We start from the raw sequence: 20,281 nt of genomic DNA, 5'->3' as shown, positions 1-20,281 counted from the left end.
CATAAAAAACGACATGAAGGCATAGAGTTAACAGACTTTATGCTCAATATCGCAATAACAATTTGCAGTAAAAGAAAAATAAAAAATATAAAGCGTCATCTTTTAGGGTGGATTAGACATTGCTAATGAGTAAAATTATGGGCTTCCAAAGGCCAGTGGTAAGTCAAGTGAACTTGCCAAACTTGCACAAGAAAATCTTGCTCGCAAGTGTGTTTGTTGTCGGTGCGGCTTTATTATGGCCAACACAACAAGAGTTTTCATCACAACGTATTCCAGTGGCAATCGATATCGATTCGTTATTGCCACACATAGCTCAACAAGAAACTACGTTGAAGCTTGTAAAGCCTATCTCACCGATTTTAGATCGCGTGATCGAAAGTGGTGATACCTTAAGCCATTTATTTGAGTTAGCCGGTATCGACCAACGAACCATGTATAAAGTACTTGAAGCTGATTTAGAAGTATTAGCGTTAGATACACTACTACCGGGTAACCGCATCCAATTTTGGGACAATGCCAATGGTGAACTTGATAAGCTAGAGCTGTACTTTAACCCTGCTCACCAAGTGGTATTCACCCGTTTTAAAGACGGAACTTACGGTGTTAATGACATTAACATCGATGGCATTTGGCAAAATCGCATCGTTGGCGGCGAAATTAACGGCTCTTTCTATGTGTCGGCTAAAAATGCTGGTTTGAGTGCAGCCGAAATTCAAAAAGTCGAATCACTGTTAAAATCCAAATTAAACTTTTCTCGTGAGCTACATGCTGGTGATACGTTTTCGGTGTTAGTTAACGATCAATTTGTTGAAGGCGAACCAACAGGTATCACATCGATAGAAGGTATTCGCATTAACACCGGCCGTCGCGACGTTACAGCTTTCCAAAATATTGATGGCAACTATTACGACATTCAAGGTCAAAGTTTAACTCCAGCTTTCCAACGTATTCCGCTAAATAGAAAAGTCCGCTTGAGTTCTCGATTTAACCCTTATCGCAAACACCCCATTACAGGCCGCGTTCGTCCTCACAATGGTACCGACTTTGCTACGCCTATTGGTACTCAAGTCGTGGCTCCTGGTGATGGCGTGGTGACGTTAGTGACTAAACATGCTTTTGCGGGTAATTACATTGTGATTGATCACGATAATAAAGTGCGTACTCGTTACCTGCATTTATCGAGGTTTTTAGTTAAAAGAGGTCAGCGTGTCACTCGTGGTCAAGTGATTGGCTTATCAGGCAATACAGGTGCTTCAACAGGCCCACATTTGCATTATGAGTTCATTGTTAATGGTCGCCCAATTGACGCAATGAAAGCCAATATTGCAGAAGCTAAAGTCTTACCTAAAAAGCAACTACAAGCGTTTCAAGCTTTGGTACGTAGCCGCAGCATGATGATGGACTTAGGCTAATAGACTTAATCTAATGGACTTAGGTTAATGAACTTGGGTTCATGAGTTGAGGCTTATTACGTAGAATTTAGATGTGATAGAACGATTAAATGCAGCCAATTGGCTGCATTTTTTATGGTCGATGTTTATCAATGCTTTGATTTTAGTTTGAATGACATCACAGTGTGGTACAACAGCCAACGGATGCATTTATACCTAAATTATCAAAGTCCTAATGAATTTGAGCGTATGGGTAAGCCGTTAAAAGAAGTGGCTTAACGAACTTAACTAGGGTGACCGAATTCAGTTAACCAGGTCATCATCTGGTGATACAGATGGTTCACTCGTTAAGCGGTGAACAGCGCTTCATACGACTTCACGTCGCACGCCCCAAAGTGCGTTAGAGCTTTAACTAAACCGCGATATTTCCTGATCGATTTGCCATACATTTTCTCATGTTAGGAATAGAAGTGTTTTGTCATATCACAACTACTCACGTTAACCCTATTGCGAACCTGCCAAAATTAGCTTGGATATTGCAAAGGCACTTTCCCCCCCATAATGCTACGTGTATCCAATTGTCCTATAAATTCAAACCTAAAACGTACCCTTTACCTGTGCATTTTTTGCATAAGTGATATGCAGCCTAGCTAGTTTTCCAATTAATTATTTTCTCTATAATCCACCTCAATCGCAAAGACGAACAAGTTATAAAGTTGAATACAGAGGAAATCACTATGACAGAAAATAAACACAAAAATGCAGTATTAGATGACCAAACACTTATCGCAGGCCTTAAATCAATTAACCCAGTTTGGGGCGATTTAACCGTCCGTGTTGCTGGGGAAGCATTTGCAATGCCACTCATTGACCAAAAAACTAAAACGCTTATCACCATTGTCATCGACCAGATGGCTTTAAATGTAAGCGGTGATGGGAATCCCTTCGGTGCCCATGTAGATATGGCACTAAAACAAGGCGCTAGCTATGAAGAAATTGAAGAGTTGATTGTATTTGCTTCTGTGTACACAGGTTTCAATAAAGGCGCGACTACGATGGGCGCATTAAACAAATTACGTCATGAACGAGGAGACATCTAATGGCTATTCCAGGATTAAAAAAAACAGATCACATTGGCTTTACTGTACCAAACATTGATGAGGCGATTGCGTTTTTTAGCCAACACTTTGCTTTCGAGCTTGCTTATAAATTCGGTCCCTTTATTGCTGAAGATAACTGGATGGCGGAGCACTTGAATGTAAACCCTCGCGCAGAAATAAAAAAAATTGCAGTGATGAGTGATAGCAGCATAAATCTAGAAATTTTTGAATACGCTGACAACATTCATCGTAGTAAAACAGCACCAAACAATGCCGATATTGGTGGTCACCACATAGCATTCTATGTCGGCGATATGGATAGCGCCGTTGCTTACTTAAAAGAACAAGGCATCGAAGTTTTAGGCTCGCCAAATATAATGACTGATGGTCCAACGGCAGGTGAAAGCTGGGTTTATTTTATGTCGCCATGGGGAATGCAACTTGAGCTGGTCTCTTCCCCTAATGGTAAAGCTTACGAGCGTTCTTCATCATTGTCATTATTTGACCCTCGATGAGAATTATAGTCATATTATTGGTGGTTTTTGCAGGTATGGGGCTGTCATTTGAGGCTGGCCTGCTTGGGCCATTAGGACATCAAGTTGGGCATCTATGGGCTACGTTAAGTATCTTTGGTGTTGGTGCCGCTTTACTTTGGTTAATCAGTATTTTCACCTCTACGGGTAAAAATCAAGACATGCGATCAATCCCTAAATGGCAATTGACGGGTGGCCTACTTGGGCCTATTTATGTGGTGGTATTAACGCTTGCTACGCCCGTGTTAGGGGTGGCAATGACAATGATTGGAGTGCTTGTTGGGCAAGTAGGTAAGAGCTTTGCCATTGATTACTTTGGTTGGTTTGGCACCTCAAAGCAACCTGTTGACAGCTTAAGAGTCACAGGAATGTTGTTTGTTATTGCTGCTCTGGTATTAACTTATTTAGGAGTGCAATCATGATGTTATTTATGCTGCTTGCTGTTATCTCTGGTATGGCATTAAGTTCACAGGCTGCTATTAACGGTCAGCTAGGGGCAAAAGTAGGGGTTATACGTAGTTCATTACTGACGTTTTCTGTCGGAACGGTAGTGACTTTATTATTAATATTTTTCTTTGAACCCAGCTATGAAGCAAATCTACTCACGGTACCTAAATGGCAACTGATGGGCGCACTGTTTGGCATTGTTTATATGGTTGTGATGGTCGCTGCGGTGCCAAAAGTGGGTGTTGCAATTGCCACTGTAGCCACAGTGTTTGGTCAAATGGTAATGAGTTTAGTCATCGATACCCAAGGGTGGTTAGGCAATGCACCGATTGAGCTTAACTATTGGCGTCTAGCGTCCATGATTTGTATTGCATGCGCACTTATTTGTATTTATTTATCTAACAAACAACAGGAAAAATATAATGTCTCAACAAGCTAGAACATTGATTGTCTTTTTTAATCTTAAAGAAGGCGTAAAAGAGTCTGAGTACCTGGAATGGGCAAAAGAAGTTGACTTGCCAACAGTCAGTAAACTCAATAGCGTGAGTTCATTTGAAGTGTTCAAAGGCATTGGCGTTTTCGGTGAGCAAAAAGCATCACCGTGGGCCTTTTTTGAAATGATCAAAATTAATTCAGAATACGAATTTTTAGCTGACATTCAAACAGACGTAATGTCGAAGGTTATTGAACAATTTCAAGTATTTTCTAAAGATGCAACGTTTGTATCAACGCAAGATATTACCACTCTTTAATCAAGTAAACGATTAGGGCCGCTATTATCATGCCGCAAAGACAATATTATCGAAGATACATTAAATATGAATTTAAAAAATAGTAATGAAAATTATGGCATGATAGCGAAGGCACTTCATTGGTTTACTGCTTTTCTATTTTTAGGTGCCTACATAAGTGTCTATTATCGGCATTGGTTTACTGAGGCAAAAACACCGGAAAACTGGAATGCGTTGCAACTGTATTTGTCCCTTGGGATATCTATTGGTGTTTTAGTACTATTAAGAGTTATATGGCGATTGGTAAATATCCAGCCATCCGAGGAACCAGGAACACGATTGGAGCATAAATCAGCGAAGGTTGGACATTATTTACTTTACGCAATAATGATTGCTATGCCAGTGACTGGTTATTTGGGTACGGGTGTTGCTACTGAATTCTTCTTTCTTTTTGATATAGCTGAATTTCCAGATACATGAGGTTTTACTTATTTTATTGAACAGGGGATGGGAGTAAACTTTCTAGACTTTGAAAAACCAATTGATTTTATACATAAAGAGATACTTGGAGCTTGGCTCGTTTGGATGCTTTTTTTGGGCCATGTTTTCGCGGCTTTCTATCATCATTTGGTTAAGAAAGATCGTACATTAAAGAAGATGTTCTTTAATGATTAAAATTTGAATTACGTATATCTCAACATGAGACATTTCCATTTTTAATCAAGTAAACGATTAAGGCACGCTATTCATATAGTTTGCCTTTTTTCCCTACAATTAACACTTTAGTGATTAAATTCATGGAAGATGCTTATGAACTACGATGTATCTCTGCTCGAGATTAAACTTTTTTTGATGACCAACCAGTTTGGTAATTTCTCTGAAGTCGCAAGACGACAAGATATGACGCCTTCGTCGGTTTCTAGAAAAATGGCGCAACTGGAAAATAAGGTGGGAACCAAATTGCTCCACCGTCATACAAGAGCTATATCACTGACAGAAGAAGGCGTGGTTTTTGTTAAGCACTGTAGTGAAATAATCAGACAGTATGAGCAAGTGACAGAACGGATCGAGCAAAAAGCCGATACGCCTCGTGGTACTGTTAAAATAAGTGCGCCAGTGGCATTTGGGCGCTTACATATTGCCCCTTATATTCCAGAGTTATTAAACAAGTACCCCCTGCTTAAAGTTGAAATTCATCAAACAGACAGTTTTGTTGATCCAGCACAAGAAGGTGTAGATTTATTGATTCGCATAGGTGTGTTGCAAGATTCTTCTATGCGAATGAAGCGGTTAGGTGTACAACAATATGTAATGGCAGCGAGTCCGGATTACATAAAGTTACACGGTATGCCAGAGGTACCGGAACAACTTGAAGGGCACAATTGTTTGGTATTTAAAGGTACCAAGGGCCTGCAACGGTGGTTTATAGGTAAAGAAGACCTATTGCCTTTTGATGTAACTGGTTCGTTATACAGTAATAATGCTGAAACCTTGGTCACAAGTGCCGTCGGTGGTGTCGGGATAGTGATGTTCCCAACCTGGCTAATAGGTAAAGCATTAGAAATGGGAAAACTAGTCCCCATTATGGCAGACCATCGTGTTTCTACTAGCTCAGAAACTCAAACTATTAATGCTTTGTATCTTGAAACCGATAATTTAGCACCTAAAGTACGTGTATTTATTGATTTTATGACAAAAAAATACGGTACACCATGTTACTGGGATGTGATTTAACTAAAATACTTGCTAGTTAGCTTATTTAGGGCAGGAAGAAAGATAAACACTGCCAATCCTACTATAACGATGTCGATTAACAGAGTGGCTAAAAGTGATGCCACTGATAATGACAGTGCTTCAAGTAGTGGCATTATCATTCTTGGGATGATAAGTGTAAGTGGAAAAATTATAATTAATACATGCCAAAATTCAAGCACTGTTTGTTTAGTAAATATTCTCATAGATATAATCCTCTAAAACCTTGAGAGGAGTTTATCGACAAACGGAGGCTTGATTAAGTAGTCAAGACAGCTAACACTTGTGCAGATCTGGCAAAGTGAAGATGGCCACTTGCTTAGACGTTTTTAATACAAAACCTTATCTAGAGAGATACAAACAGAACTAGCTTTCTAAATCGTTTATGTCCAAAACTGATTTAGATGCCTTGATTAAAAATGCTTGAACTCAACTCTGAACTTGAGGCCGTTGAAGACTCTTTATAAAAGAATGCGTGAGCTTGATAGGACGTCAGGCTAGCTTTCGCGGTACAGGTCGTTCCTTAGTATCCTGCCATCACGATATTCGTGAATCCATTCACATCAGATGTACCATCGAAAGCGTTAGCATTTTCACTCTTTATTACAAGAGGGGCCGAAGACGGTTATAAACGAAGTCCAAAGCTGGATTAATTTCCGTCGCAATTTTTTGCTGCTGTTGTTTGGTTAAAAAGCGAAAAAGTTGCCGGAACGCTGAGGGTTTGCAAAGGCTGATTCATAAACAAGAATGCGCTTTACCCCTTTGCTCTGGTGTGGGCGACGCGCCACGACGTTAGTGGCCGCAGGCCAAAAGCTTATCGATTACTTCGCGTAGGGCGATTGTCCGACTTCTTCTGCTACTAACCATACTCGCATATCAAATTCTAGCTGGTGGTAATCTGCTAGCATAAAGCTGCATAACTGATAAAAAGCTTTGTTGTGTTCTTTTTCACGCAGGTGGGCCAGTTCGTGCACTACTACCATTTGTAATAGCTCAAACGGAACGTGTTTTAAGTGTGCTGCAATTCGAATTTCATTTTTGGCTTTAACTTTATTACCTTGGCGGCGATTAACATAAGAATGCAAACCTAGGGCATGGTGGCTTACGCTGATTTTTTCGTCAAAAATAACTTTAGCTAACGGATCCGATTGACGCATATAGGTATTTTTTAACGTTATCGCCATATCGTATAAGGCTTTGTCTGTACGAACGTCGTGTATTTTGGGGTAGCGTGTTAAAAAGTGGGCGCCTAAGGCATTAGCATCAACGAGTTGGCGAATTTTCTCGACCACGTCAGGACGATAACCATTTAAATAACGTAATGCACTTTGTTCACTTTGCTGCTTTTTAATGTCGGCACTGGTGACTAACAGGCTGAGATCTGTTTTTGGTTTTAATGATTGGCTTGCCAATTTGACTGGCATTTTAGGTGGGGCTTTAGGTATTTTAGTTTTGGTATCTGACATGGCTGTAGTTCAACTGATTTTTTGGCGTTACCGCTATCTGAGTCGGTATCGATAACGCCAATATAGAACGGTGAAAGCTGTGGGTTACACTTTACCGAAGATGAGGCGGTTATGCTGAACATAAGCAACGTCAAATGCATTAAGCTGGACGCGTTTAAGATCCAATGATTCAAAGTCAACTTGTGGCGGGTTACGCTTTAATTGCTCTTTAATAGTCAATGGAGAAATAAGCGAAACAGGCATGTCCATTAATTGGAGTACCGCTTCAAGTTTGAAGCTGGTGGCACTGCCGGCAAACTTACCTTTTTGTTCACGTTCAATTATGGCTATTTCATCGACTTTATAGTCGCTCATTAGTTTTTTAAACGCAAAATCGAACTCACGAATTGAGTCCGTGCTAGCTGATTGTGAAATACTGAATGAAACTTTACGACATGCTGGCACGTTATAGGTTTCGCCTTCATAGGTCAGTAAACAGATAATGGCTTCGCCGCCTTTTAATTCCACACCACAAATTTTCATGTTAATCCTTACTGGTTTATTCATACGAGAATGCCGTTGGCATGCTCGTTATCGTTCATTTGTTGCAGGGCAGTGTTTTACCAGTACCCTACATTCATTATTCTGTTATCGCAGTTTATTGGTCATCTAGCTGGAGATTATCTGCGATTTATGAGTCATTTAGTTTTCTGTTGTGCCGTCGTCTTCGATTATGACAATAGGCTTAACTTTACGGCGCACTGGCGCATCACCGACATCGACGCCAGTAATAAAGCGTTTATCACTCTTTGGTGCCGCTTTAGCTTTTTTAGGCGCGCTAACTCGTTTACTGACGACATCTGCTTTTGCACTGGTGCCAGCTTTACCTGCTTGAGGCTTATCTCTGAGGCCGCTAAATTTGGCTTTTAGGCCTTCAATTACAGTCGGCTCAAAGTTTTTACGTAAAAACAGTTGTACCTTTTTAAAGCTGTCCCAATCTTTAGGGCCTACAAATGAAACTGCATCACCTTTAGCGCCTGCACGGCCTGTACGGCCGATTCGATGGACGTATTCTTCAGCAAACTTTGGCATATCAAAGTTAATCACTAACGATACGTTGATTAAATCAAGGCCGCGTGATGCTACATCTGTGGTCACTAATATCTGTGATTGGCCTCGAGCAAATTGATCCATAATCTGGTTACGAGCCGATTGCTTTAAATCACCACTGAGCGCGGAGGTGGTAAAGCCTTGTGATGCTAATAAAGTGGCTATACGGTCTGTATCTGAACGTGTTGCCGTAAATACAATCACTTGCTTGTGTTGCTCTTGAGTTAAAATGTGCTGCAGCAAGGCTTGCTTATGGTCTAAATGATCCACCAAAATTATACGCTGCTCAATGTCTTTATGTTCTGTGTAAGACTCACCAATCGATACATGACTCGGTGTTTTGAGTAGCGTTGCGGCAATATCATTAATTCTGTCATGATCTAACGTAGCTGAAAACATCAAGGTTTGGCGACGTTTATGATCGGCTGCATCATTAATCGCTTTTAACTGCGGAGCAAAACCTAAATCGAGCATACGGTCAGCCTCGTCAAGAACCAACAATTCTAGGCCATTTAAATACAAGTGACGCTGTTGTAAGTGGTCCGCAATACGGCCAGGCGTGGCGACAATAAAGTGAGGATCCCTCGACAAGGCTTTGGCTTGGTCATTAAAGTTCTCACCGCCGAGTACGCTAATGGCCTTATATTGGGTATTGGCGACTAATAAACGTAATTGGCCATAAACTTGCTGGGCTAATTCACGTGTCGGTAATAAGATGAGTACCCGAGGGTCTTTTTTCGACAATGCTCTTGAAGAGATCACCCGTTGCATTGCTGGCAATAAAAACGCTAAGGTTTTACCTGAGCCCGTTTTAGACGATGCCATTAAATCTTTACCTGATAAGGCAATGGGAAGTGCTTGCGCTTGAACATCGGTAGGCGTAGAAATGCCAAGGTGCTTTAAACTGTCAAGCAGGCGCTTGTCCAACGAAAAATCGGTAAATTGCAAAGGTAAATCCCCTAAAAAATGCTAGCCGGGGATTATAGCTGTTTCACCTTGCTATAGCCAACAAGAGTCGCTTTAGTTATGCTATTTTTTAGCTTTATATTATTGCCTGAGTTAGACGTCACTATGGGACGATTCAGGCAGGCGTATTAAAAATGAATACCGAGCATGGAAGGAACGAAAGATGACAAAGCTCACCGTGGGATTAGCGCTAGGCAGTGGAGCCGCTAAAGGTTGGGCACATATTGGTGTATTGAATGGTTTAGCCAAGTTAGATATTTATCCTGACAAAGTGGCAGGTTGTTCGGTAGGGGCATTAGTGGGTGCTGCCTATGCCAATAATCATTTGGGTGAACTTGAAACCTGGGTGAGTGGGTTTTCGAGTTGGGATGTACTTGGGTTAATGGATTTAGGTTGGCGTAAAGGTGGCTTAATTAGCGGCGAGAAAGTATTTGATGTGTTAGCCAATCGCATTGGCGATATTGATATTGAACAGTTAAACCGTCCCTTTGCTGCAGTGGCTACCGATTTATATTCTGGGCAAGAGATTTGGTTTAAAGAAGGTGATTTACGCCATGCTGTTAGGGCTTCATGCTCAATGCCAGGTTTTTTACCCCCAGTACAGCAAGGGCATCGCTGGGTTGTAGACGGTGCGGTAGTGAACCCTGTACCTGTATCACTGGCTCGATCTATGGGCGTTGATGTGGTTATTGCGGTGGATTTAAATGGTCATCGTCGTGGCCAAATGCACTTAATTCCAGAGCAAGTAAAAAGCCGCAAAGCCTCTAAGTCTGAACCTATTGATGAAAAGCGCGAACTTGAATCTGGCTTTATGGATTTATGGGGTAAAGGCAAAGATTACATGAATGGCTTAACCGATAAATTTTCTTTGGGGAGTTCAAAATCGCATCCGGGTATGCTGGCGGTGATGTCGCAATCGATGGATATTTTAGAACAACGCCATAAACGTTCACGTTTAATGGGCGAGCCACCTGATATTTGTATCGTGCCGGATGTGGGTGACATTGGTACCATGGAGTTTCATCGCGCTAAAGAAGCGATTAAAGCCGGTGAGCAAGCCGTAAATGACATTAAGCATTTAATCGAAGCAACCTTAAAGTAACCTTGAAGCGGTATCGAATATTGTGGTGTGTTTATCATAAATACGCCCGTTAACCGCCGCTAGGTGAATATTTGCTAGTTAATAGATGTGTTCCATTAATTCTGGGTTGTTATCCCGCAAGGGTATTGTCTAACCTGCGCAGTCTGATGTGGTTGATAAGATTATTCACTCTCTCATAGTTAACTCATAGTTAACTCATGGTGATTTAGTCATTATCTAGTAGTGACTTGCCCTCAATTATCTATCCGCAATGATCTACCCGCAACTATCTAACGATAACTACCGAGTCATTAGATACAATGAGCACGTTAGTTATGTTGTTGATCTAGCCATTTAAGGTTCGAACAATGACTTAATATCGTCATTTTGCACCATTTCAAGCCAGCAAAATACATCACTTATGGTGTTTGCACATCAGGTTATCCATTCAGAAAAACACCCAAATCGTTAAATTATGTCGATTTTCTGCCATTGTATTAGCCTGTCAAAATCAGTTGTTATTCCTACAATATCTATCGCTTATCGCAAGTGTTTTTTCAATATTAAGTACTGCCGACAATTATGATCTGGATCAAGGTAATGCTCAGCGTTAATGTGTCTAATACACTCTATCTTGTGTTGTGTGTGTATTAAAGCGCTATATATAGTGCTTGTAAAGGATGGTTGTATGCTTGTAGTAGTGAAAAGGGATGGATGCCGAACTGCGTTTGATGGATGTCGAATCAAAGAGGCTGTTGTAGCAGCAATGGAGTCTGCAGGTATAGCCGACCATCAATATGCACAGCAGTTAGCGCAGACGGTAGAGCAGCAAATGACTGTGAAGACCGAAGTTGATATTCACGAACTACAAGATGCAGTCGAAAACTTATTGATGTCGGGCCCGTTTAAGTCGGTGGCTCGTCATTACATTGAGTACCGTCACGATAGAGATAAACACCGTGAAACCCAGAGTAAATTAAATTGTGCTATTCGCGGTTTAGTTGAGCAATCGGATAGTGCGATTTTAAATGAAAATGCCAATAAAGATGCCAAAGTCATTCCGACCCAGCGTGATTTATTAGCGGGCATTGTGGCCAAGCATTATGCCAAAACCCATTTACTGCCAAAAGATGTGGTAGCCGCCCATGAAAAAGGCGAAATTCACTATCACGACTTAGATTATGCACCTTTTTTCCCGATGTTTAACTGCATGCTAATTGATTTGGCCGGCATGTTAACTCATGGTTTTAAAATGGGTAATGCTGAAATAGAACCGCCTAAGTCTATTTCAACTGCTACTGCTGTTACGGCGCAAATTATTGCTCAGGTCGCGAGCCATATTTATGGTGGAACAACGATTAACCGTATCGACGAAGTGTTAGCTGAGTTTGTGCAAATCAGTTACCAAAAGCACCTTAGCGTCGCTAAAAAATGGCAAGTGGCTGACGTAGAAGGTTATGCCATGACGCAAACCGAAAAAGAGTGTCATGACGCATTCCAGTCACTTGAATATGAAGTGAATACCTTACATACCGCTAATGGCCAAACACCGTTTGTTACCTTTGGTTTTGGTTTAGGCGTGTCGTGGGAGTCGCGTTTAATTCAGCAATCGATGTTAACAGTACGTATGGCGGGTTTAGGTAAAAATCGCAAAACAGCAGTCTTTCCAAAATTGGTGTTTGCCATTAAAGATGGCGTGAATCATAAAGCGACTGATGCTAATTATGATATTAAAAAGATGGCCTTAACGTGTTCAAGCATGCGCATGTACCCTGATATTCTTAATTATGATCAGGTAGTGAAAGTCACCGGTTCGTTTAAAACCCCAATGGGGTGTCGATCATTTTTAGGAGCATATGAAGAAAATGGCCAACTGGTCCATGAAGGTCGCAACAATATAGGTGTCGTCAGCCTTAATTTACCGCGCATAGCGTTGGAAGCAGGCAAAGATGAACAGCGCTTTTATCAATTACTTGATGAGCGGTTATTGATTGCCCGCAAAGCATTAGAAACGCGTATTGCTCGTTTAGCTGGCGTTAAAGCACGAGTAGCACCAATCCTTTATATGGAAGGCGCTTGTGGTGTACGCCTAAATGCTGATGATGATGTGAGCGAAATCTTTAAAAATGGCCGAGCATCAATTTCGTTAGGATTTATTGGCCTTCACGAAACCATTAATGCTTTATATAGCAATGCTGAACACGTGTTTGATAATGCTCAATTGCGCGATAAAGCTGTCGCCATTATTAGTCATTTAAAGCAAGCCACTGAGTCTTGGAAACAAGAAACAGGTTATGGTTTTAGTTTATACAGTACCCCAAGTGAAAACTTATGCAGCCGTTTTTGCCAGCTTGATACCACCCAGTTTGGCGTTGTGGCAGGTGTGACCGACAAAGGGTATTACACCAATAGTTTTCACTTAGATGTTGAAAAGAAAGTAAATCCTTTTGATAAGATTGATTTTGAACAACCTTATCCAGCCATCGCCAATGGCGGGTTTATTTGTTACGGCGAATATCCCAACATGCAGCACAATATTGAAGCGCTCGAAAACGTTTGGGATTACAGTTATAGCCGAGTGCCATATTACGGCACCAATACCCCCATTGATGAGTGTTACGATTGCGGTTTTATTGGTGAGTTTAATTGTACCAGTAAGGGGTTTGTATGCCCTAAATGTGGTAATCATGAGCCAAGCCGAGTGTCTGTTACTCGTCGCGTGTGCGGTTATTTAGGCAGCCCAGATGCTCGACCATTTAACTTTGGTAAGCAAGAAGAAGTTAAGCGCAGAGTGAAGCATTTATAATGCATTACAGTGCATACCATAGTGTTGATGTGATCAACGGCGAAGGCACCCGCTGTACGTTATTTGTCAGCGGTTGCGAGCATGCTTGCAAGGGTTGTTATAACCAAAGCACTTGGCGTGTAGATGCTGGCCATGTTTTTAGCCAAGCACTAGAAGATCAGATTATTGATGATTTAACCGATACTCGTATTCACCGTCGAGGATTGTCGTTAAGTGGTGGCGATCCGCTGCATTCCGCCAATCTTGAAGGTGTCTTAAAATTGGTTACGCGGGTAAAGCAGGAATGCCCTGGTAAAGATATTTGGTTGTGGACCGGTTATCAACTAACCGAACTCACACCGCAGCAACAAGCTTTGGTGAACTTTGTTGATGTGTTGATTGACGGCAAGTATGAGCAAGAGAAAGCCGATCCTGCGCTTTTATGGCGCGGTAGCAGCAACCAACAAATCCATCGTTTTACGCGCTAGCGTTTTATATGAAGGCGTTAGGACTCGTTGTTTAATGTTCAGCACGTTAACTGTTAGCGCTAATCGTTAGCAAATAAATGTTTAACCCGCCAATCGTTAACTCGTTAATGATTTGAAAGACCTACAATATGGCGATAACGTTTAGTGCGCTGTTTAGTTTTATATTGATCGATTAATAAACTCCACAATGGTGAATCATTAGTGCGTGGCTGCTTACCTTGGCTTATGCGGCGAAGCTGACGTTTAATGACGGCCATCGTCGCCAGTCCAGCCAAAGGTTTACTCTGCCAATTGACTGTTGGAATTGACGGGACAAACTCTGGCTGAATTTGCCATCTATTGGCTAAGTCGGGATAGAAGGCGAGGGCGCTAGCGATACCACACAATGCAAAACCAGCATCGATAACTTGTTGAGCCACAGGTAGGCGATGAATACCTCCCGTTAGCATTAATGGAATAGGGCTACGCTGGACCAACTGCGCTGTTAAACTTAAAAAATAAGCCTCTCGAGCTAACGTTCGTTCATCAGCACTGCGACCTTGCATGGCTGGTGCCTCGTAGCTGCCACCAGATAATTCGACCATTTCAACTTGATACTGTGCCAACATATTAATGACCTTTTCGGCGTCGTCGACATCAAAGCCACCGCGTTGGAAATCGGCAGAGTTGAGTTTTACTGCTATGTCGAAATCGGCACCACATTTAAGTCTTACTTGCTTAACCACTTCGAGTAATAACTTGGCACGATTTTCAAGCTTTCCGCCCCATTGGTCATTACGTTGATTGGTTAGCGGCGATAAAAATTGAGCCAGCAAGTATCCGTGTGCGGCATGAATTTGTACTCCATCAAACCCAGCTTGTTGAGCCAATTGTGCAGTGGTAGCAAACCGTTGGATAACCTCTTCAATGTCTGCTGTTGTCATCGCTTTTGGTTGAGAGAACATGGATGAGTGTTTGCCTAAATCCAGTGCGATGGCAGAAGGGGCTAGATTTTTACCGCCCATCGCTTTAAACACCTGACGGCCTGGATGATTGATTTGCATCCATATTCTGGCGTTATTTTGCTTAGCTGTTTTGGCCCATTGGATGAACGGCTCAAGTGCGCTGTTGGGATCTAATACTACTCCGCCAGGACCTGTCATGGCTAAGGGATCAATCATCACATTACCGGTGATCATTAATCCGACACCGCCTTTTGCCCATGCTTCATACAAGTTGAACAATGCATCGCCTGGTTGTTGCAAGGTATTGGCGAGGTTTTCTTCCATTGCGGCTTTGACCAATCGATTGGAAATGACTGCACCATTGCTCAAGGTGTATGGTGTGAAAATGGTATTAGCCATGAAATAATGTCCTAAGGTAAGCCGCTGAATTAATGTGTTGTTTATCCTACAAGTAGCCTAGATAGTCAATTATTCTCATTGGATAGCGATAAAAAAAGCACTGCCACAGGCAGTGCTTTCATCATCTCGTTACTCTATTTAGCGTTAGATTTAGCGCTAAATTGAGATCTAGATTTCGAGCAAGCAAAATCCAGATTGATATGTTTTTAAATACGATAAGTTAGGGTTAACTTCGCATTACGCTCTTCGCCGGGTAATCCGCCTAAGAACATCGCCTTATCGTAATATGTTTCATTAAATAAGTTATTAATGTTCAATTGGATTTTATAACGTTCAACGTCATAACTAATCGCTGAATCGATTACCGTATAACTTGGCACATAACCATCTGGAATACCAAATGAGCTAGAGTGTGTGCTGCGTTCATCGACATATTTAGCCCCAAGACTGATTGATACCGGTGCTGGTAAGGCAAATTCTGCGGCATAAGTTACCCAAGCGCCCGCTGTGACGTAAGGTACACCTTTTTGGCGTTGGCCATAATCACTGCTATTTGGATTTTGATTGTCTCTAGCATCTTGGTAAACCGCGTTAACGTTGACTTTCCATTGGTCACTTAAATATGCATTCAGATCTAGCTCCACCCCTTTAGTATCTTCGCTGCCGTCGTAAAAATACGGGAAGATATCTGGTGTTGCTTCGCTGCTTTCGTATTCTGGATTGGTATAAGCCACATTAGTACGTGATGTTTTGAAAAAGACCAAAGAGGCGAGCAATTGATCATCAAATGCTTTGGCACGAATACCTAAATCATTACTGATAGATTGAGAATCTTCACGGTCTGCTTCATTACCTTTTACATCGCCTAACACACTGTATGCTGTACGGCCTTTAGAATGATTCACGAAAATAGAGATATCGTCAGTAGGCATATAAGTTAGGCCTAAATTGTAGGTTACACCGTTATCTGTGGTATCCGCTTCTGGTTGAGGGTCTGCTAAGCTACTACTGTAACGAGCATCGACACCCAAGTGTTCGTAACTTTGTTTAATTTCATTGAATGCGACACCAATACGGCTAGTAAATCCGCCACCTAAATAACCCACATGTTGTAAGCCCAAGCCCCAAGCTGTGACAGACTTATTGTAGTTACTGGTTAATAATGGATCGTAGTCTTCAAATTCACCTTCGCCCCAATTTGGGTTACGGATATCATAAATATACGGTAGCGAACCTTGATATGACAAATTACCATCGGCATCTTTCAAGGTGTAATCTGCGTCGTAAATTGAATACTGTTTAAAGCGTATATCGCGATCTTCAAAGTTAGCATTAACTAATAATTCGTTACTGATATTGCCAATGTCGAAGTCATAACGTAAGTCGGCAAAATACTGCCATGACTTTTCTTCTGCCGAGACTTTGCGGTATTCCTGACGACGAGCTGCATACGGATATAGGGTGCCATCTTCAACCAAAGGTGCGCGTGGGTCGGCGTTAATTACGCCACTACGTTGCCAGTAAACATAATTGTAAGCCCCTGTTTGACGAGCAAAGCTGGTTTCATAATTACGGTATTGCAGTTGTTGGTTTAAAAATAAGTCATCGGTTAAGTACACATTATGGCTTAGTTTAAAGCGCAACTCTTCGCCTTCATTGTCTTTCGCCATTGGTGAGATAAGACCGTTATGACCAAACTCATACGGTGTTAGACCATCATTTGCGCTTAACGAGTCGGTTAATTGTTGGCGCTGATCGTCTGTTAGTTGTAAACCCTTACTGGTAGGGTCGTTGACTAAGTCTTGCCAGCTGACTTCACCAGCGGTTTTTCCATCGACTGAAGCTGTGTTATAAATGCGGATAGGATGGCCGATTGAATCAACGGGGATCGCATCGCTAATATATGCTGTTGATAGCATAATATTTTGGTTTTCATTCAATACATATTTAAGCGAGCCGTATATTTCATCGCGGTCGGTACCAAGATCTCGATAACCTGTACTACGAGCCGTTTTTGCCACGAGGCGATAGGCTAAATCGTCAGTTATTCCGCCCGTAGAATCAGCCATGAGAGAATAACTATCCCATTGACCCACTTCAGCTTCAAACAACTGTTTACTGTCAAATTGAGGTTTTTTCTCAATAAGGTTAATCACGCCACCCGCGCTGCCCATACCATATAGACCAGTGGCAGGGCCTTTGAGTACTTCAACAGAACTCACGTTGGTTAGCGAACGAGTTGGATTAAAGGTGTTACCTAATCCTGCACCGCCATACATACCATCGTAGGTGTAGTTGGCGCCTAATCCGCGAACAACTAAATTGTCGCCAATACCATAATTATTACCCGCTTGGGTTACGCCGCTGATATTACGAACTAAATCTTGCATGTTGGTGATGCCTTGCGCATCAATTAATGCTTCATCAACAATCACTACCGCCGCAGGCGTTTCCATCAGCGACATATCAGATTTGGTTGCTAAACCTGAGTTCATCACTACTTGGTTTTGTCGGCCATAAACCGTTATTCGTTCATAGCTGGCTGAGGGTGATGCATTGGCCGTATCATTTGAAGATTGTGCAGCAACCTCAGATTGGGCAACTGGTGTTTGTGCGTGAGCATAAACGGGAAACAATACACTTTGACAAGCAAGGGCAAGTAGAGATAAACGTAATGGCGTCATAACAGGTTAGGCTCTTTATTAACAATGTCGCGAATGATAATGATTATCATAAGTATTGCAATAGCGGGTTTGTTATATGTGGCAAAAAACGGGTTTTGAAGATTTGGTTGCTGATAAATCAAACAATTCCAATAAACGATTAGCATGAGTAATTGACCATTAAAGGGATCAGTCATCCATAAACTTAGCGCTTCAGCGCTATAAACGTACATTAGCGTGAGTTAACCGATGAGTGTGCTATGTGGTCGCGCTAATGGAGGCTGGTAATGTGATAATATCCAGATTGTTTGTTCTAGGTAAAAAACTTTGCCTGTACATCCATATATGAAACGTTTGCTATTCGCATCTTGGGTGCTTTTGGGTATATAATCTGCCTCCGAAACGGTGTTGTGACAAACGTATAAGCGTAAACGATTCACTAACACACCAAAGCACTTAAGGTAATCAAATGAATTTAAAGCTAGAACTGCAGACATTGAATGATAAATTAGACAAGTTTCGTCGCAAGTTAGCTGCGGCGGAAGCACGTGGCGATGCCACGATTGTCCTGCAGTTTAAGAAAGAAGTGGCGACTGTGACTAAGCGAATCGCCAGCATTAAAGGCCAGCAAACTCGCCAGTTCAGCCAAGAAGGCGTGGCGTTGAAAGCGTTAGGTTTTAAGCGTGTGCTGACTAAAGCCGAACAAGCCGATATGGGTAAGTTAAATAAGTCGGTAAAAGGTTTAGTCGTTGTGCATCCTTTAACGGCATTAGGCCGTGAAATGGGCATAAAAGATGTGACGGGTTTTGCGCCTGCTAAGTTCTAATATTTTCTTTTACAGTTAGTTGTCGTAAGGTTAATTCATGTCGGTAAAGTATATCGCAACATCTAAGTTACCCACTCCTTGGGGTGTTTTTGCTATGCACGGTTTTGAAGAAACCGCCACAGGTAAAGAACACGTTGCATTGACATTTGGTCAACTGGATCCCACGGAGCCAATGTTAGGTCGTATTCATTCAGAATGTTTGACCGGTGATGCATTATTTAGTTTACGTTGTGATTGTGGTTTTCAATTACAAGCGGCCATGCAGAGTATTGCTGAACAAGGGCAGGGGTTTCTTTTGTACTTGCGCCAGGAAGGCCGTGGTATTGGGTTACTTAATAAAATAAGAGCTTACGAGCTGCAAGATGCTGGTGCCAATACAGTTGAAGCTAATGAGCGTTTAGGCTTTGAAGCTGATATGCGTAAATACGACATGATTTTGCCGATGTTAACGCAAATTGGCGTGACTAAAGTAAAGTTGATGACCAATAACCCGCGTAAAGTGATGGCGATGCAAAATATGGGTATCGAAGTCGCAGAACGTATTCCGTTACAAGTGGGTAAAAATCGCTATAACGAATCATATTTAAAGACCAAATCAACAGAGTTGGGTCATATGATGTCGGAATACCATTTCCACGATGAATAGTCTGGCACAATAATAGTCTAAATGATGATGAAACAAGGGCAGAACATACCGCTTATTGGATCATCATTGTTTGATTATCTGCGTTTTATGTCTGTAACCTGCCGTTTTACCTTGATGATATTGCTGATTGTTTATAGCAGTATTAGTTATGCTGAGTTAACACCGTCTACACCACCTGAGCTTATCACTGAGCCTGATGCGTCTCATTATGCATTTGCCAATTACCTAGGCAGCGGTGTGTATCGAACTTCTGGCCAAAGCGCTGCAGTCGCCAATATTCCCATGGGCTTTGTGCTTGACTCAACAGATGATTATTTGTTGAAGTTACGCTTTACTGCATCATTCGGCTTTTTTGATTATTCCTTTAATGACCTACCTCAAGGCAGCATTCCTAACAGTGTGGGCACAATAACTCTCACCCCAGGTCTTGAATATCACTGGCTGGTGGACGATAAGCTAACGCTAGAAAGTTATGTTGATTTAGGCTATGGACACAATTTTTCAACCTATAGTCATGTGGGTATTTTTTCCACTGGCGTTTCTGCACTCTATAAACTTGATGCGCCATTATTTACCCCGGTTTGGGTAAATAGGATTTATTATGCGGGTTATCAAAGCAATCAAAACGACAGCACAGAAGGCTATTCGGTATTTAAAACCGGTGTAGATTTTGGCGTCAATTACGATTGGCAATGGAAAGATGTCCGGGTTGAGCCGAGATTTTTTATTGCTGGCCACTGGTATTTCGACAAACTGAAATTTGTTACCCCAGTTGGGAACGATGTTTTAACCTCATACACCTATGAAGTTGGCACAACGCTGGCATTCTCAAAGCCCATCAACTTCAGTGCGATAGGCTTAGACAGTGTCGAAATTGAACATTTTGGATTAAGTTATCAAGTCGGTGGTGGGCTTAAAGTGTGGCGCTTAATTTTCGAATTTCCGTTATAAACCCTACTGATAATTTATATTGA

19 protein-coding genes and 1 pseudogene are annotated in these 20,281 nt (G+C 41.7%); 15 read left to right on the top strand and 5 right to left on the bottom strand.

The annotated features are described in order from the left end of the window. Nucleotides 1–125 precede the first annotated feature (125 nt). From EGC86_RS12565 to EGC86_RS12530, 9 genes and pseudogenes are all read left to right on the top strand, one after another. Complete coding sequence (locus tag EGC86_RS12565) at nucleotides 126–1,412, top strand: peptidoglycan DD-metalloendopeptidase family protein (RefSeq protein ID WP_123777778.1); 1,287 nt, start codon at nucleotides 126–128, stop codon at nucleotides 1,410–1,412. A 99-nt stretch (nucleotides 1,413–1,511) separates the two neighbouring features. Continuing rightward, the gene (locus EGC86_RS20890) at nucleotides 1,512–1,670 is read left to right on the top strand and encodes an IS3 family transposase (RefSeq protein WP_165872409.1); all 159 of its coding nucleotides are present in this window, start codon (nucleotides 1,512–1,514) and stop codon (nucleotides 1,668–1,670) included. A gap of 458 nt (nucleotides 1,671–2,128) precedes the next feature. Continuing rightward, a complete protein-coding gene (locus EGC86_RS12560) occupies nucleotides 2,129–2,491 on the top strand; it encodes a carboxymuconolactone decarboxylase family protein (RefSeq protein ID WP_123777777.1) in 363 nt (120 codons plus the stop codon). Next, nucleotides 2,491–3,006: a VOC family protein gene (locus EGC86_RS12555; RefSeq protein ID WP_123777776.1), complete on the top strand. Its 516-nt coding sequence runs from the start codon at nucleotides 2,491–2,493 to the stop codon at nucleotides 3,004–3,006. Before EGC86_RS12560 ends, EGC86_RS12555 begins: the two co-directional genes overlap by 1 nt. Then, entirely contained in the window at nucleotides 3,003–3,446 is a 444-nt protein-coding gene (locus tag EGC86_RS12550) for a DMT family transporter (protein WP_123777775.1), read from the top strand. The genes EGC86_RS12555 and EGC86_RS12550 overlap by 4 nt, the downstream gene beginning before the upstream one ends. Continuing rightward, complete coding sequence (locus EGC86_RS12545; RefSeq protein ID WP_123777774.1) at nucleotides 3,443–3,910, top strand: DMT family transporter; 468 nt, start codon at nucleotides 3,443–3,445, stop codon at nucleotides 3,908–3,910. The genes EGC86_RS12550 and EGC86_RS12545 overlap by 4 nt, the downstream gene beginning before the upstream one ends. Next, nucleotides 3,894–4,223 (top strand): hypothetical protein, encoded by a 330-nt coding sequence (locus EGC86_RS12540; protein ID WP_123777773.1) that lies wholly within the window; start codon nucleotides 3,894–3,896, stop codon nucleotides 4,221–4,223. Before EGC86_RS12545 ends, EGC86_RS12540 begins: the two co-directional genes overlap by 17 nt. Nucleotides 4,224–4,289: 66 nt before the next feature. Next, a pseudogene (locus tag EGC86_RS12535) lies at nucleotides 4,290–4,877 on the top strand (cytochrome b). A 135-nt stretch (nucleotides 4,878–5,012) separates the two neighbouring features. Further along, a complete protein-coding gene (locus EGC86_RS12530; protein WP_123777772.1) occupies nucleotides 5,013–5,936 on the top strand; it encodes a LysR family transcriptional regulator in 924 nt (307 codons plus the stop codon). A gap of 839 nt (nucleotides 5,937–6,775) precedes the next feature. Here the strand turns inward: EGC86_RS12530 and EGC86_RS12525 are convergent. From EGC86_RS12525 to EGC86_RS12515, 3 genes are all read right to left on the bottom strand, one after another. Continuing rightward, nucleotides 6,776–7,378, bottom strand: coding sequence for a M48 metallopeptidase family protein (locus tag EGC86_RS12525; protein ID WP_123777931.1), 603 nt, complete (start codon nucleotides 7,376–7,378; stop codon nucleotides 6,776–6,778). A 126-nt stretch (nucleotides 7,379–7,504) separates the two neighbouring features. Further along, a complete protein-coding gene (locus EGC86_RS12520; protein ID WP_059746685.1) occupies nucleotides 7,505–7,942 on the bottom strand; it encodes a DUF3010 family protein in 438 nt (145 codons plus the stop codon). A gap of 159 nt (nucleotides 7,943–8,101) precedes the next feature. Then, nucleotides 8,102–9,457 carry a DEAD/DEAH box helicase gene (locus tag EGC86_RS12515; protein WP_123777771.1) on the bottom strand — a complete coding sequence of 452 codons (1,356 nt, stop codon included), beginning with the start codon at nucleotides 9,455–9,457 and terminating at the stop codon, nucleotides 8,102–8,104. A gap of 181 nt (nucleotides 9,458–9,638) precedes the next feature. On the opposite strand from EGC86_RS12515, the gene rssA reads away from it, so the two are divergent. From rssA to nrdG, 3 genes are all read left to right on the top strand, one after another. After that, the gene (rssA, locus tag EGC86_RS12510; protein ID WP_011637898.1) at nucleotides 9,639–10,577 is read left to right on the top strand and encodes a patatin-like phospholipase RssA; all 939 of its coding nucleotides are present in this window, start codon (nucleotides 9,639–9,641) and stop codon (nucleotides 10,575–10,577) included. Nucleotides 10,578–11,244: 667 nt separating this feature from the next. After that, nucleotides 11,245–13,362 carry an anaerobic ribonucleoside-triphosphate reductase gene (nrdD, locus tag EGC86_RS12505; protein ID WP_123777770.1) on the top strand — a complete coding sequence of 706 codons (2,118 nt, stop codon included), beginning with the start codon at nucleotides 11,245–11,247 and terminating at the stop codon, nucleotides 13,360–13,362. Next, the gene (gene nrdG / locus EGC86_RS12500; RefSeq protein WP_123777769.1) at nucleotides 13,362–13,829 is read left to right on the top strand and encodes an anaerobic ribonucleoside-triphosphate reductase-activating protein; all 468 of its coding nucleotides are present in this window, start codon (nucleotides 13,362–13,364) and stop codon (nucleotides 13,827–13,829) included. Before nrdD ends, nrdG begins: the two co-directional genes overlap by 1 nt. A 104-nt stretch (nucleotides 13,830–13,933) precedes the next feature. Here the strand turns inward: nrdG and EGC86_RS12495 are convergent, their stop codons facing one another. Together EGC86_RS12495 and EGC86_RS12490 are read right to left on the bottom strand one after the other, a co-directional pair. After that, nucleotides 13,934–15,172 carry an NADH:flavin oxidoreductase/NADH oxidase family protein gene (locus EGC86_RS12495; RefSeq protein ID WP_123777768.1) on the bottom strand — a complete coding sequence of 413 codons (1,239 nt, stop codon included), beginning with the start codon at nucleotides 15,170–15,172 and terminating at the stop codon, nucleotides 13,934–13,936. Nucleotides 15,173–15,378: 206 nt separating this feature from the next. Then, on the bottom strand, nucleotides 15,379–17,856 hold the full coding sequence (locus tag EGC86_RS12490; RefSeq protein WP_123777767.1) for a TonB-dependent receptor: 2,478 nt from the start codon (nucleotides 17,854–17,856) through the stop codon (nucleotides 15,379–15,381). 448 nt (nucleotides 17,857–18,304) lie between these two features. Between EGC86_RS12490 and EGC86_RS12485 the strand changes: the two genes are divergently transcribed. From EGC86_RS12485 to EGC86_RS12475, 3 genes are all read left to right on the top strand, one after another. Beyond that, nucleotides 18,305–18,661 (top strand): YibL family ribosome-associated protein, encoded by a 357-nt coding sequence (locus EGC86_RS12485; RefSeq protein WP_011637893.1) that lies wholly within the window; start codon nucleotides 18,305–18,307, stop codon nucleotides 18,659–18,661. A gap of 37 nt (nucleotides 18,662–18,698) precedes the next feature. After that, entirely contained in the window at nucleotides 18,699–19,307 is a 609-nt protein-coding gene (gene ribA, locus EGC86_RS12480; protein WP_011637892.1) for a GTP cyclohydrolase II, read from the top strand. Between the two features lie 66 nt (nucleotides 19,308–19,373). Continuing rightward, nucleotides 19,374–20,258 (top strand): hypothetical protein, encoded by an 885-nt coding sequence (locus EGC86_RS12475; protein WP_245423147.1) that lies wholly within the window; start codon nucleotides 19,374–19,376, stop codon nucleotides 20,256–20,258. Nucleotides 20,259–20,281: the final 23 nt, after the last annotated feature.

It is taken from the genome of Shewanella frigidimarina (assembly GCF_003797125.1).
Taxonomy (GTDB): domain Bacteria; phylum Pseudomonadota; class Gammaproteobacteria; order Enterobacterales; family Shewanellaceae; genus Shewanella; species Shewanella frigidimarina.
Note: the sequence above shows the minus strand (reverse complement) of the source record. Positions and strands in the feature narration are given on the sequence as shown.

What these genes read in the sequence shown, in the direction of transcription:
- EGC86_RS12565 (WP_123777778.1), top strand. Translation starts at nt 126, where the DNA reads ATGAGTAAAATTATGGGCTTCCAAAGGCCAGTGGTAAGTCAAGTGAAC.
- EGC86_RS12560 (WP_123777777.1), top strand. Translation starts at nt 2,129, where the DNA reads ATGACAGAAAATAAACACAAAAATGCAGTATTAGATGACCAAACACTT.
- EGC86_RS12555 (WP_123777776.1), top strand. Translation starts at nt 2,491, where the DNA reads ATGGCTATTCCAGGATTAAAAAAAACAGATCACATTGGCTTTACTGTA.
- EGC86_RS12550 (WP_123777775.1), top strand. Translation starts at nt 3,003, where the DNA reads ATGAGAATTATAGTCATATTATTGGTGGTTTTTGCAGGTATGGGGCTG.
- EGC86_RS12545 (WP_123777774.1), top strand. Translation starts at nt 3,443, where the DNA reads ATGATGTTATTTATGCTGCTTGCTGTTATCTCTGGTATGGCATTAAGT.
- EGC86_RS12540 (WP_123777773.1), top strand. Translation starts at nt 3,894, where the DNA reads ATGTCTCAACAAGCTAGAACATTGATTGTCTTTTTTAATCTTAAAGAA.
- EGC86_RS12530 (WP_123777772.1), top strand. Translation starts at nt 5,013, where the DNA reads ATGAACTACGATGTATCTCTGCTCGAGATTAAACTTTTTTTGATGACC.
- EGC86_RS12525 (WP_123777931.1), bottom strand. Translation starts at nt 7,378, where the DNA reads ATGCCAGTCAAATTGGCAAGCCAATCATTAAAACCAAAAACAGATCTC.
- EGC86_RS12520 (WP_059746685.1), bottom strand. Translation starts at nt 7,942, where the DNA reads ATGAAAATTTGTGGTGTGGAATTAAAAGGCGGCGAAGCCATTATCTGT.
- rssA (WP_011637898.1), top strand. Translation starts at nt 9,639, where the DNA reads ATGACAAAGCTCACCGTGGGATTAGCGCTAGGCAGTGGAGCCGCTAAA.
- nrdD (WP_123777770.1), top strand. Translation starts at nt 11,245, where the DNA reads ATGCTTGTAGTAGTGAAAAGGGATGGATGCCGAACTGCGTTTGATGGA.
- nrdG (WP_123777769.1), top strand. Translation starts at nt 13,362, where the DNA reads ATGCATTACAGTGCATACCATAGTGTTGATGTGATCAACGGCGAAGGC.
- EGC86_RS12495 (WP_123777768.1), bottom strand. Translation starts at nt 15,172, where the DNA reads ATGGCTAATACCATTTTCACACCATACACCTTGAGCAATGGTGCAGTC.
- EGC86_RS12490 (WP_123777767.1), bottom strand. Translation starts at nt 17,856, where the DNA reads ATGACGCCATTACGTTTATCTCTACTTGCCCTTGCTTGTCAAAGTGTA.
- EGC86_RS12485 (WP_011637893.1), top strand. Translation starts at nt 18,305, where the DNA reads ATGAATTTAAAGCTAGAACTGCAGACATTGAATGATAAATTAGACAAG.
- ribA (WP_011637892.1), top strand. Translation starts at nt 18,699, where the DNA reads ATGTCGGTAAAGTATATCGCAACATCTAAGTTACCCACTCCTTGGGGT.